The following is a 13,062-nucleotide window of genomic DNA, read 5'->3' as shown; positions in this document are numbered from 1 at the left end:
TCAGTGGCCCCGGTCAGATTGCCATCCATCACTGGATATGAAATCGACCGCAGGCAGATGTTCCACTGGCTTTCAGACTTTGTACCGGATGGGGGGTTTACCGTCGGGCTTCGGTCAGCATGCGCACGGCAAGGCCTGCCAGTACGGTCCCCATCAACCAGCGTTGCACTTGCTGCCACACCGGCCGACCGCCGAGAAATACCGCGATGGAGCCGGCCATCGTTGCAATCAGCGCGTTGACCGTGACGCTGATGACGATCTGTGTGCAGCCCAGCGCCAATGACTGGGCCAGCACGCTGCCATGGCCGGGCTCAATGAACTGTGGCATCAGCGACAGGTACATGACTGCGATTTTCGGGTTGAGTAGGCTGGTCAGCAAACCCATGGCAAACAGGCGCCGCGGGCTGTCGGCGGGCAAGTCACGAACCTGGAACGGCGAGCGGCCACCCGGGCGCAGCGCCTGCCAGGCCAGGTACAGCAGGTACAGCGCCCCGGCGATGCGCAGGGTGTCATACGCCAACGGCACCGCCATCACCAATGCGGTAATGCCCAGCGCCGCACACACCATGTAAATGACGAAGCCCAACGCCACGCCACCGAGCGAAATCAGCCCGGCGCCGCGCCCTTGGCAGATAGAGCGCGAGATCAGGTAAACCATGTTCGGCCCAGGGGTCAGCACCATGCCCAGGCAAATCAAGGCGAAGGCCGTCAGGTTGGCGAATTCCGGCATCAGACACATCCATGTGAGGGGGAAGTGCGACCGAGTGTATCCGCAAATTGCAGAGTTAAAAGAGCGAAACCTTGCGCGACAATTAATTTTCCGAAGCCCTGCCAACTCAACAGCGCTCCAAAAACGGTGTACCCCAACAGCGCCGCCGCCTCACGCATTCAAAGCTGACAGTTCCGTCAAATTGTGACGGAATTGTATGTACGAGTTGTTACATTGAACGTCTGGTCAACCATACCGGCACCGTGCCATTATTGGCGTCAAAAATACAACACCGGGTGAGGACCAACCTAATTTCGCAGCGCATCGAGAGCCTGGCACCATCGCCAGCCCTCACGACCATGCTCTTGACGCCTGCAACGCACACCGTCAAGGAGCACTCATGCAATTACGGAATATGAAAATCGGTTCAAGGGCTGCCAGCGTGTTTGCACTGCTGGGCGTCCTGGTGCTGACCATGGGCTTACTGGCGCTGTACGAGACCAAGCGCATGGACAGCGCCACCGACGAAATCCGAGAGACTTGGGTACCTGCGGTCATCACGCTCAGCGAAATCAGCACCAACCTGGGCCGTGCCCGTGCAGTCGCACTGCGCAGCGCCATGGACGACGACACCACCGAGCGCGACCGTAATATCGCCCTGCTCGGGCGCGTCAACGAGGAGCTCAAGCAAGGCCTCAAAGACTATGAGCAGACCGTAGTCGGCGAGCAGAGCCGGGCCCTGTTCGATACCTTCAAGGCTGCTTATGACAACTACTATGTCCTGCAACAGGACGTGGTCAAAGACATCGCCGCCGGCCGCATTCCCGATGCCAAAGCCAAGATCAGCGGCCCCCTCACGCAGCTTGCCGACACCATGATGAAAGCCATGAGCGCACTCATCAGCTACAACGGCGAAGGTGCCGAAGACGCATCCCAACGCAGCAGCGATGTGGCCGACGAGGCGTTCGGCGTGATCATCGTGTCGTTGGCCGTTATCCTGCTCGCCCTGGCTGCCATCGCCACGCTGCTGACCCGCAGCATCGTCGTGCCGCTGGCCGACGCCGTTGCCGTTGCCGAGCGCGTGGCCACTGGCGACCTGACCCAGGAAATCGCAGTGAGCGGCCGTGACGAGCCGGGCATGCTGCTGCGCTCGCTGAGCCGCATGCAGGGCAACCTGCGCGACACCATCCGCAAGATCGCCGCCTCCTCCGACCAATTGGCATCGGCGTCCGAAGAGCTGCATAGCGTCACCGAAGACACCAGCCGCGGCCTGCACCAGCAAAGTGCCGAGATCGACCAGGCGGCTACCGCAGTCAACCAGATGACTGCCGCCGTCGAAGAAGTCGCCAACAACGCAGTAAGCACTGCCGACGCCTCTAAGGGCGCCGACCAGACCACCCGCGATGGCCGCGAGCGCGTCAACCAAGCGCTGAGCTCGATTCAGTTGCTGGTCAATGACGTGACAGGCACCTCTGGCGAAATCGAACAACTGGCCACCAGCGCCAACGAGATCAGCCGTGTGCTTGATGTAATCGGCTCGATTGCCGGGCAGACCAACCTGCTGGCGCTCAACGCTGCCATCGAAGCTGCCCGTGCGGGCGAGGCTGGCCGTGGTTTTGCCGTGGTTGCCGACGAGGTTCGTGCGCTGGCCCACCGTACGCAGGAATCGACTGCCGAGATCGAGCAAATGATCGGTGGCATCCAGACCGGCACCGAGCGTGCCGTCAGCGCCATGCACAGCAGCCAAGGCCGCGCCAGCGGCACCCTGGAAGTGGCGCAAGGCGCAGGCGAGGCGCTGGAGTTGATTGCCGAGGCCATCGCCTCGATCAACCAGCGCAACCTGGTCATTGCCAGTGCCTCGGAAGAACAGGCGCAAGTGGCGCGTGAAGTGGATCGCAACCTGGTCAACATCCGCGACCTGGCGATGCAGACCTCGGCGGGGGCGAACCAGACCAGCGCCGCAGCCCAGGACCTGTCGCGCCTGGCGGTTGAACTGAACGGCATGGTGGCGCAGTTCAAGGTTTGATCTGCAGATGCTGAAACCACCGCGAAAGGGCTGCGTAGCAGCCCCGGAGATATCAGCGTGGTGAACAAACGTTGGGGCTGCTTCGCAGCCCTTTCGCGGCACAAGGCCGCTCCTGCACTGACCGAGTGAAACGGCATCGCTTGGCCCACTACTTCACCGCAACGGGCCTACCCACCTTGAGCGGCTTGCTGCGCGTAGCCAGGCAATAATACAGCGGCACAGTCACCAGCAGCCCGAACAGCCACGAAAGGTCAGCCCCTTCAACGATGTTCGAATACGGCCCCACATACAGTGACGTGTTGGCGAACGGCAACTGCACCAGGATGCCGCAGGCGTAGGCGATGATCGCGTGGTGGTTGAAACGACCGTAGATGCCGCCGTCAGCCCGGAAGATCGACGCAATGTCGTACTCGCCCTTCTTGATCAGGTAGAAATCCACCAGGTTGATCGATGCCCACGGCACCAGTACCAGCAGCAGCGCCAGGATCAGGCCGATGAACTGGCCGATGAAGTCCGCCGAGGCATTGAGCGCAACCATGCCGCAGCCCAGCAGAATGATCGCAGCCAACACCACACGCACCTTGATGCTGGGCGTCCACTGCGCGGCGAAGGTCTGGATGGCCGTGACGATCGACAGCACCGCCCCATACAGGTTAAGGGCGTTGTGGCTGATGATGTTAAGCAGGAACAACACCATCAGGATCGGCCCCAGCCAGCCGGTGGCCTGCTTGACCGCGGCCATGGCATCGGTGCCCTGCGGCACGCACAACACCGCTATCGCACCAAAGCTGAAGCACAGGATGGTGCCCAGGGTTGCGCCGAAGTACGTAGCCCAGAACGGCTTGGCGATGCCGATTTCACGCGGCAGGTAGCGTGAGTAGTCAGAGGTGTACGGCGAAAAGCTGATCTGCCAGATAACGCCCAGCGAAACCGTGGCAACGAAGCCCGACAGGTTGAACGCCCCACGGGTATAGAAGTCAGCCGGCAGGTCCTGGACAAACATCATGATGAAGCCGGCCAGCAGCGCCGAACCCATCACCCAGGTGCCAATGCGGTTCAAGGTATGGATAAAGCGGTAGCCGATCACGCCAATGGCAGTGGCGCTCAAGGCGCCGATCACGATGGCGCTAGGCATCGGCACGCCCGGGGCAATGCCATGGATCGACTTGCCGGCCAGCACGATGTTGGAGATGAAGAAGCCAACATAGATAAGCGCTGTGAAAAACACGATCAGCAGCGCCCCGTAGCGCCCGAACTGGCCACGGCTCTGGACCATCTGCGGGATCCCTAACTGCGGCCCCTGTGCCGAGGCCAGGGCGATGACCACGCCCCCCAGCAGGTGGCCAATCACAATGGCCACCAAGCCCCACAGCAAATTCAGGTGAAACACCTGCACCACCATGGCCCCCGTGACGATGGGCAGCGGCGCGATGTTGGTACTGAACCAGAGGGTGAACAGGTCGCGCGCCTTCCCGTGGCGCTCGGCAGGTGGCACGTAATCGACCGTGTGATTCTCGACAAACTGGTGCTGCGAAGACGGTTGAGACATAGGAATTCAGCTCGAAAGGTCGTTTTTATCGTTGTAAGGAAACCGCATCCAGGGCGGCCTCTCAGCTGAAGACCATATTATGGTATTCCAAGTTTTTGACAACACTGCTCCGTATTAAAAAACGCTAGCTGATCCGTTTCCGCAGCCAGCCCAACCAAACGTCTTTGCGCTGAAAGCCCCGGTATTCGTGGCCTGCAGCCGTTCATCGTGTATTTGGAGCGGGCGAAAATTCCACTTGCAAAATAGGTATTACGGTATACCATCAGACACATCAACGATAAAAACAGCGGACCACCGCCGCCTTTGCGAGGTACACACGATGATCGACGCAACTGTCTACAAGAACGTCCTGGGCTCCTTCCCTTCCGGCGTGACCGTCATCACCACCCTGGACGACGACGGATCGATCGTCGGCCTGACCGCCAGCGCTTTTTCTTCCCTGTCGATGGACCCGCCGCTGGTGCTGTTCTGCCCCAACTACAGCTCCGACTCCTATCCTGTACTGATGAAGAACAAGCGCTTTGCCATTCACCTGCTTTCCGGTGAACAGCAAGCCGAGGCCTACGCGTTTGCCAAAAAGGGCAAGGACAAGGCCGTCGGCATCGAGTGGACGCTGTCCGCACTGGGTAACCCGATCCTGGCCGGCGCCACCGCCGTCATCGAGTGCGAGCTGTGGCGTGAATACGAAGGTGGCGACCACGCCATCATGGTCGGCAAGGTGCACAACCTGATCATCCCTGAGCAAGCGCCGAGCCCGATGATCTACTGCCGCGGCAAGATGGCCAGCCTGCCCGCCTTCGCCTGAGCCCTTCTTCTACAAGCAGGCGCCCAGGTGCCTGTGGCGAACTCCAAAGCCTGCCCGGCAGGCGACAACAACAAGCTCCGAGGAAATGCCCCATGAAATTTTCGTTGTTCGTGCACATGGAACGTTGGGATGAACAGGTCAGCCACCGCCAACTGTTCGAAGACCTGACCGAGCTGACCCTGATGGCCGAAGACGGCGGGTTCAGCACCGTGTGGATCGGCGAACACCACGCCATGGAGTACACCATCTCGCCGAGCCCGATGCCGCTGCTGGCCTATCTTGCCGCCCGCACCGAGAAAATCCGCCTGGGCGCCGGCACCATCATTGCGCCGTTCTGGAACCCGATCCGCGTAGCAGGCGAATGCGCCCTGCTTGACGTCATCAGCAATGGCCGCATGGAAGTGGGCCTGGCCCGCGGCGCCTATCAGTTCGAGTTCGACCGCATGGCCAACGGCATGCCAGCCACCGACGGCGGCAAGGCGCTGCGCGAAATGGTGCCGGTGGTGCGCAAGCTGTGGGAAGGCGACTACGCCCATGACGGCGAAGTGTACAAATTCCCCACGTCCACCAGCGTGCCGAAGCCGTTCAACGCCGTACCGCCGATGTGGATCGCCGCCCGCGACCCAGACTCACACAACTTTGCCGTGGCCAATGGCTGCAACGTCATGGTCACGCCATTGATGAAAGGCGATGAAGAAGTGCTGGACCTGAAAAACAAGTTCCAGGCCGCGCTGGACAACAATCCGGATGTGCCACGCCCACAATTGATGGTGCTGCGCCATACCCATGTGCACAGCCCATCCGAGCCTGAAGGCTGGAAGGTCGGCGCCCAGGCTATCGCGCGCTTCTACCGCACATTCGATGCCTGGTTCGGCAACAAGACCACCCCGGTCAATGGCTTCCTCGAGCCAAGCCCTGAATCGAAATTTGCCGAAGTGCCGGCGTTCGACCTGAACAACATCCGCAAGAACACCATGATCGGCACCCCCGAAGAAATCATCGCGCGTATCAAGTACTACCAAGAGCTTGGCGTCGACGAGTTCAGCTTCTGGTGTGACAACAGCCTGCCGCACGCAGAGAAGAAAAAATCGCTTGAGCTGTTCATCAAGGAAGTGGTGCCGGCGTTCGCCTGAATTCCCTTTGCCTGATTGATTGCAGGACCCAGCCCGCTCTCCCGTGAGAGCGGGCTTTTTTAGGCTTACCCCGCGCTGCGCGCCAATACAGAAAGCCCGTATTTCAAGGCATCAGCCGACCTTTCGTCCCCCGACGAAACAATTTTTCAGTCGGGTCTTGCACAACAAATATTATGGTATACCATCAGACAACAAGAGCTGATAACCCTACTTAGGAGCCCCCCATGAGTTTCGAAATCCGCAAAATCGTCACCTACTCCGAAGAAACCCGCATCGAAGGCGGCAAGGCCACCGACAAGCCAGTGACCATGGTCGGCCTGGCCGTGGTGATCAAAAACCCATGGGCTGGGCGCGGTTTCGTTGACGACCTGAAGCCGGAAATCCGTGCCCACTGCTCCGAGCTCGGTGCGCTGATGGTCGAGCGCCTGACCGCCGCCATCGGCGGCGCTGACAAGATCGAGGCCTATGGTAAAGCTGCGGTGGTCGGCGCCGACGGCGAAATCGAACACGCCTCTGCAGTGATCCACACCCTGCGCTTTGGCAACCACTACCGGGAAGCCGTACAGGCCAAGAGCTACCTGAGCTTCACCAACAAGCGCGGCGGCCCGGGCACCTCAATCCAGATCCCGATGATGCAGAAGGACGACGAAGGCCTGCGCTCGCACTACATCACCCTGGAAATGCAGATCGAAGACGCCCCGCGCGCTGACGAAATCGTCGTGGTCCTGGGCGCCGCCGACGGCGGCCGTCTGCACCCGCGCATCGGTAACCGCTACATCGACCTGGAAGAACTGGCTGCCGAAAAAGCCAACGCTCAATAACAATAACCAAGACGGGCCTGGGCGTGGCGTGCATACCCGCCGCGCCCGACCTTCAAGGAGCGCCCTCCATGATTCAGCCTGTCGCTGAACGTACACCGGCCGGGACCAGCTACACCGTCCACGGCCAGGGCCAGCCCGTGGTTCTGATCCACGGCGTGGGCCTGAACAAGGAAATGTGGGGCGGGCAGATCGTCGGCCTTGCCAACGACTATCGCGTCATCGCCTACGACATGCTCGGCCATGGCCAAAGCCCGATGCCAGCCGCCGACACGCCGCTGGAAGGCTACGCCGAACAACTGGCCGAACTGCTTGACCACCTGCAAATCGCCCAGGCGACGGTGATCGGGTTCAGCATGGGCGGTCTCGTGGCCCGTGCCTTTGCCCTCAACTACCCGCAGCGTCTGGCTGCGCTGGTGGTGCTCAACAGCGTATTCCAGCGCACCGAAGAGCAAAGCGCAGGCGTCATCGCCCGTGCGGCGCAGGCGCTGGAACAAGGCCCCGACGCCAACGTCGACGCCGCGTTGGACCGCTGGTTCAGCCGCGAGTACAAGGCCGCCAACCCGGCCCAGGTAGCTGCCATCCGCCAGATCCTGGCCGGCAACGACCCGCAGGGCTACCACACCACCTATTCTCTGTTCGCCACCCAGGACATGTACCGCGCCGATGATCTGGGCAGTATCCAGGTGCCGACATTGATCGCCACCGGCGAGCTCGACGCCGGCTCCACCCCGGCCATGACCCGCCAGCTCGCTGCCAGAATCCCTGGCGCGCACAGCGTGGTGCTGGCCGAGCAACGGCATATGATGCCGGTGGAAGCACCGCGCGAAGTCAACAAGATGCTGCTCGACTTCCTCGCCCAAGCCCGCACCCTCACCGAATCCGCCAAGGGGATTGTTGCATGACCCTCGTTCGTTTCCAGATGTGCATCGACGGCCAGTGGCTCGATGCCCAGAGCGGCAAGACCTTCGACAGCCTCAACCCGGCCACCGCCCAGGCGTGGGCGCAACTGCCAGACGCCGGCGAGGCCGATGTCGAGCTGGCCGTGCAAGCGGCCCAGCGCGCCTTCGAAAGCAAAGCCTGGCGCAGCATCACCGCCACCGCCCGGGGCAAGTTACTGCGCCGTCTGGGTGACCTGATCACCGAAAACAAAGAGCACCTGGCCCAACTCGAAAGCCGTGACAACGGCAAGCTGATCCGCGAAACCCGCGGCCAGGTCGGCTACCTGCCGGAGTTCTTCCATTACACCGCAGGCCTTGCCGACAAACTCGAAGGCGGCACCCTGCCCCTGGACAAGCCGGACCTGTTCGCCTACACCGTGCACGAGCCGATCGGCGTGGTGGCCGGGATCATCCCGTGGAACAGCCCGCTGTACCTGACCGCAATCAAGCTCGCCCCAGCCTTGGCCGCCGGCAACACCATCGTGCTCAAGCCTTCCGAGCATGCCTCGGCGACCCTCCTCGAACTGGCCCGCCTGGCGCTCGAAGCGGGCTTTCCGCCTGGCGTGGTCAACGTGGTCACCGGTTACGGCCCAAGCACTGGCGCCGCCCTCACCCGCCACCCGCTGGTGCGCAAGATTGCCTTCACCGGCGGCGCCGCCACGGCTCGCCATGTGGTGCGCAGCAGCGCCGAAAACTTCGCCAAGCTGTCGCTGGAGCTGGGCGGCAAGTCGCCGAACATCATCTTCGCCGACGCCGACCTGGACAGCGCCATCAACGGTGCGGTGGCCGGTATCTATGCCGCCTCCGGGCAAAGCTGCGTGGCGGGCTCGCGCCTGCTGGTGCAGGACGAGATCTTCGATGAGTTCGTCGAACGCCTGGTAGCGCGCGCCAAGCGCATCCGCATCGGCAGCCCGCAGGACGACGCCAGCGAAATGGGCCCGATGGCCACCGCACAGCAACTGGCGGTGGTCGAAGGCCTGGTGGCCGCCGCCAAGGCAGAAGGCGCCAAGCTGCACATGGGCGGCAAGCGTGCCGAGGTCGAGGGGGACGGCTGGTTCTATGAGCCGACCCTGTTCGAGTGCGACAGCAACTCGATGACCATCATGCAGGAAGAAGTGTTCGGCCCAGTGGCAGCGGTGATCCGCTTCAAGACCGAGCAAGAGGCGCTGGATATGGCCAACGACTCGCAGTTCGGCCTGGCAGCCGGCATCTGGACCCGCGACCTGGGGCGCGCCCACCGCCTGGCCCGTGACGTGCGCTCCGGCATCATCTGGGTCAATACCTACCGTGCGGTGTCGGCCATGGCGCCCATCGGCGGTTTCAAGAACAGCGGCTATGGCCGTGAGAGTGGCATCGATTCGGTGCTTGCCTATACCGAGCTGAAAACGGTGTGGATCAACCTGTCCACAGCGCCGATGCCCGACCCGTTCGTGATGCGTTAACGAGGTGCAGCCAAAATGATCGAACCAGGCATCTACAAAGACGTGATGGGCTCGTTCCCGTCCGGTGTCACCGTGGTCACCACGCTGGATGCCGACGGCGCCATCGTCGGCATCACCGCCAGCGCCTTCAGTGCGCTGTCGATCGAGCCGGCGTTGGTGTTGTTCTGCCCCAACTATGCCTCCGACACCTACCCGATCCTGCGTGACAGCAAGCAGTTCGCCATCCACTTGCTGTCAGCCGAGCAGACCGCCGAGGCCTACGCCTTCGCCGGTAAAGGCAAGGACAAGGCCAAAGGGATCGAGTGGCAGCTCAGCGAGTTGGGCAACCCGCTGCTGACCAAGGCCACGGCGATCATCGAGTGCGAGCTGTGGCGCGAATACGACGGCGGTGACCACGCCATCATCGTCGGCGCGGTGAAGAACCTGGTGTTGCCAGAGCAGCCGGTGACGCCGATGGTCTACCATCGCGGCAAGCTCGGCGCATTGCCACCTTTGGGCTGACTACCGCCGGGGGTGCTGTGCGCCCCATCGCAGGCTGGCGCCAGCTCCCACAGGCATTTCATTGCCTTTGAGGTATGCACTACCTGTGGGAGCTGGCGCCAGCCTGCGATGGGCTGCACAGCAGCCCCACATTTTTCGGGGGTCGCACACACCCCCTCACCCCCGGTTGCGGCCCCCATTTTTATTCAACCTACGCAGGAACCCGGCCCATGAGCAACGAGAAGTACGAAAAAGGCCTCGCCATCCGCACCCAGGTGCTCGGCGAAGACTACGTCAACCGCTCGATCCAGAACGCCGACGAGTTCACCAAGCCGCTGCAGGAGCTGGTCACCGAGTATTGCTGGGGCCATGTCTGGGGCCGCGATGGCTTGTCGCTCAAAGAGCGCAGCATGATAAACTTGGCCATGATTTCCGCGCTCAACCGGCCCCACGAGCTCAAGCTGCACATTCGCGGCGCATTGCGTAACGGGCTGAGCCGTGAACAGATTCGCGAGATCCTGCTCCAAGTCGGCATATATTGCGGCGTACCTGCGGCGGTGGACAGTTTCCGCCTGGCCCGCGAAGCGTTCGCCGAGGCCGATGCAGAGCCCACCCGTTAACACCGGGCTGTTCGAACCACTGCATGGAGCGCCACGGTTCGTGGCCCTTCGCGATGTTGGCGCAACAGCCTCATAAAGAGCGCACCTGATGAAACGCCAGCCACTCGACGACAGCTTCAAGGTCAACCGCAACCCCGTCACGCTCCGCGAAATCGTGCTCGACAAACTGCGCAGCGCGATCATGAACTTCCATTTGCTGCCCGGCGACCGCCTGGTCGAACGCGACCTCTGCGACCGCCTCGGCGTCAGCCGCACCTCGGTGCGCGAAGCCCTGCGCCACCTCGAGTCCGAAGGCCTGGTGGAGTTCGCCGACGCCAAGGGCCCGCGGGTGGCCATCATCACCCTCGAAGACGCCCGCGACATCTATGAGCTGCGCTGCGTGCTCGAAGGGCTGATCGTCCAGCTGTTCACCCTCAACGCCAAGAGCAAGGACATCCGTGCCCTGGAACGCGCCCTTGAAGTGAACCGCGAAGCGCTCGAAGAAGGCGAACTGGCGCAAGTACTCGATTCGGTACAAGGCTTCTACGACGTGCTTCTGGAAGGCTCCGGCAATCAGGTTGCAGCCCAGCAGCTACGCCAGTTGCAGGCCCGCATCAGCTACCTGCGTGCGACCTCGGTCTCGCAGGAAAACCGCCGCGGCGCGAGCAACCGCGAAATGGAAAAAATGGTCGAGGCGATCAAGGGCGGCGACCCGCTGGCGGCGCACCAGGCTTCGGTCGACCACGTGCGCGCTGCAGCCAAGGTGGCACTGGAATACCTGCGTCAGAAGCAGGACGACAACGCCAAGGTCCGCGAAATCGTCGCTCCCCTGCCCCTCAAGGACCCTCGCATAGGCCGCTGACCATGCCCACCGCCCCGCGCTACTGCCCGCACTGCACCAAGGAACTGGCCCGGGGCGTGCCCACCGGTGACACCCACGAGCGCCTGCACTGCACCGGTTGCGGCTACATCCATTACATCAACCCAAAGATCATCGCCGGGTGCATCATCGAACGTGATGGCAAGTACCTGTTGTGCCAGCGCGCCATCCCGCCGCGCCCAGGCACCTGGACGCTACCGGCCGGGTTCATGGAAGCCGGCGAGACCACCGAGCAGGCGGCGCTGCGCGAGGTGTGGGAAGAAAGCGGCGTACGCGCCGACATCGTCTGCCCCTACTCGATCTTCAGCGTGGCGAAGATCAGCGAGGTCTACATCATCTTCCGCGCGGTGGTAACCGAAGAGACCGGCCAGTACGGGGCCGAGACGCTGGCCTACAAGTTCTTCGAGCCTGACGAGATTCCGTGGGATGACATTTATTACCCGGCCATTCGGCAGATTCTCGAGCGCTATATCCTCGAGCGCCAGGCGGGGGTCTACGGCATTTACATGGGCAATGACGACACCGGCAAGGTGCACTTCATTCGTTGACGCGCAAGTCCCAATAAGACCCATGCGCATCCACGAGGAAAATGCAGTCAATTGATAGTCATTCGCCATTAATCCGTTCTCGGAATGCCCCGCCCGAGGGTAGAATGCGGCAAAACCGGGAGCCGTAATGAATCAGGACCGCCACCCCCTCAGCGAAGACGATGCCATTACCGATGCCGCGGCGCATTGGTGCATGCGCCTGCATGCCGACGATTGTTCGGCCGCAGAACGGGCAACGTTCAGTCAGTGGTTGGCAGCCGACCCGCGTCACGCCGCTGAATACCAGGCAATGCTGGAAATCTGGCAAACCGCAGACCTGCTGCCCCGCGAACACAATGTCGTCGCGCTCAGCCCTCGGCGCAAGGCCCGCACGCGCAACTGGCGGCCGCTGGCCTCAGCAGCAGCAATCGCACTGATGGCCCTGCCGCTGGCCGGCTGGGTTGGCTGGGAACAGAACTGGCTGCCGAGCAGTTATCAGCATTTCCAGACCGGCGATCAATTGCAGCAGGTGCAACTGAACGACGGCAGCCGCGTCGACTTGAACCTGCACAGCGAACTGCGCTACTTCAATTTCAAGGACGAGCGCCGCGTCACGCTGATCAAGGGCGAGGCGTTCTTCAAGGTGACGCACGACAGCAGCCACCCCTTCATCGTCCGTGCCGGCAACGGCCAGACACGGGTGACCGGTACGCAGTTCAACGTGTGGAAGTACGATGACCAGGTCAAGGTGACCCTGGTCGAAGGCTCGGTGCTGGTCAGCAGTGACGGTGACAGCGGCGGCTACCGCCTGGGCCCAGGCATGCAGGCCACCTACCAAATGGGCGACTTCGAGCCGCACCTGGCGCAAAGCGACGACTATGACAACGCGCTCGCCTGGCGCAGTGGCAAGCTGGTACTGGACAACCTGAGCCTGCGTCAGGCACTGCCTGTGATCAATCGCTACCTCGAAAAGCCGCTGTTGCTGGCGGATGACAGCACCGCGCGCATCCGCATCAGCGGCATCTACAACACCCGTGAAGTTGCCCGGCTGGTCGATACGCTGCCCAAGGTATTGCCGGTGTACCTCACCCGCAGCAAGGACGGCAGCACCGTCCTCAATCGCATCGTCCCGCCGCCCAGCCGCGGCTGACCC

The 13,062-nt window shown here is 62.2% G+C and carries 13 protein-coding genes; 11 read left to right on the top strand and 2 right to left on the bottom strand.

The annotated features are described in order from the left end of the window. Positions 1-97 precede the first annotated feature (97 nt). Positions 98-730 (bottom strand): LysE family translocator, encoded by a 633-nt coding sequence (locus HU719_RS20125; RefSeq protein ID WP_186536998.1) that lies wholly within the window; start codon positions 728-730, stop codon positions 98-100. Between the two features lie 379 nt (positions 731-1,109). Here HU719_RS20125 and HU719_RS20120 point away from each other — a divergent pair, with 379 nt between their 5' ends. After that, the gene (locus HU719_RS20120; protein ID WP_186536999.1) at positions 1,110-2,735 is read left to right on the top strand and encodes a methyl-accepting chemotaxis protein; all 1,626 of its coding nucleotides are present in this window, start codon (positions 1,110-1,112) and stop codon (positions 2,733-2,735) included. Positions 2,736-2,883: 148 nt separating this feature from the next. Here the strand turns inward: HU719_RS20120 and HU719_RS20115 are convergent, their stop codons facing one another. After that, positions 2,884-4,284 carry a purine-cytosine permease family protein gene (locus tag HU719_RS20115; protein WP_186537000.1) on the bottom strand — a complete coding sequence of 467 codons (1,401 nt, stop codon included), beginning with the start codon at positions 4,282-4,284 and terminating at the stop codon, positions 2,884-2,886. A gap of 319 nt (positions 4,285-4,603) precedes the next feature. Between HU719_RS20115 and HU719_RS20110 the strand changes: the two genes are divergently transcribed. The 10 genes from HU719_RS20110 to HU719_RS20065 all read left to right on the top strand — a co-directional run bounded on the left by HU719_RS20110 (position 4,604) and on the right by HU719_RS20065 (position 13,059). Next, on the top strand, positions 4,604-5,089 hold the full coding sequence (locus HU719_RS20110; RefSeq protein WP_186537001.1) for a flavin reductase family protein: 486 nt from the start codon (positions 4,604-4,606) through the stop codon (positions 5,087-5,089). Between the two features lie 92 nt (positions 5,090-5,181). Continuing rightward, positions 5,182-6,222, top strand: coding sequence for an LLM class flavin-dependent oxidoreductase (locus HU719_RS20105; RefSeq protein ID WP_186537002.1), 1,041 nt, complete (start codon positions 5,182-5,184; stop codon positions 6,220-6,222). 224 nt (positions 6,223-6,446) lie between these two features. After that, on the top strand, positions 6,447-7,043 hold the full coding sequence (locus HU719_RS20100; protein WP_023535107.1) for an amino acid synthesis family protein: 597 nt from the start codon (positions 6,447-6,449) through the stop codon (positions 7,041-7,043). 68 nt (positions 7,044-7,111) lie between these two features. Next, entirely contained in the window at positions 7,112-7,945 is an 834-nt protein-coding gene (locus HU719_RS20095; RefSeq protein WP_186537003.1) for an alpha/beta fold hydrolase, read from the top strand. Continuing rightward, on the top strand, positions 7,942-9,423 hold the full coding sequence (locus tag HU719_RS20090) for an aldehyde dehydrogenase (protein ID WP_186537004.1): 1,482 nt from the start codon (positions 7,942-7,944) through the stop codon (positions 9,421-9,423). Before HU719_RS20095 ends, HU719_RS20090 begins: the two co-directional genes overlap by 4 nt. Before the next feature lie 15 nt (positions 9,424-9,438). Further along, a complete protein-coding gene (locus HU719_RS20085) occupies positions 9,439-9,924 on the top strand; it encodes a flavin reductase family protein (RefSeq protein ID WP_186537005.1) in 486 nt (161 codons plus the stop codon). Positions 9,925-10,133: 209 nt separating this feature from the next. Next, complete coding sequence (locus tag HU719_RS20080) at positions 10,134-10,523, top strand: carboxymuconolactone decarboxylase family protein (protein WP_186520678.1); 390 nt, start codon at positions 10,134-10,136, stop codon at positions 10,521-10,523. An 88-nt stretch (positions 10,524-10,611) separates the two neighbouring features. Further along, a complete protein-coding gene (locus HU719_RS20075) occupies positions 10,612-11,364 on the top strand; it encodes a GntR family transcriptional regulator (protein WP_186520677.1) in 753 nt (250 codons plus the stop codon). Positions 11,365-11,366: 2 nt separating this feature from the next. Beyond that, positions 11,367-11,930 carry an NUDIX hydrolase gene (locus HU719_RS20070; protein ID WP_186537006.1) on the top strand — a complete coding sequence of 188 codons (564 nt, stop codon included), beginning with the start codon at positions 11,367-11,369 and terminating at the stop codon, positions 11,928-11,930. A 127-nt stretch (positions 11,931-12,057) separates the two neighbouring features. Further along, positions 12,058-13,059 (top strand): FecR family protein, encoded by a 1,002-nt coding sequence (locus HU719_RS20065; protein ID WP_186537007.1) that lies wholly within the window; start codon positions 12,058-12,060, stop codon positions 13,057-13,059. Positions 13,060-13,062: the final 3 nt, after the last annotated feature.

It is taken from the genome of Pseudomonas farsensis (assembly GCF_014268805.2).
Lineage (GTDB): Bacteria > Pseudomonadota > Gammaproteobacteria > Pseudomonadales > Pseudomonadaceae > Aquipseudomonas > Aquipseudomonas farsensis.
Note: the sequence above shows the minus strand (reverse complement) of the source record. Positions and strands in the feature narration are given on the sequence as shown.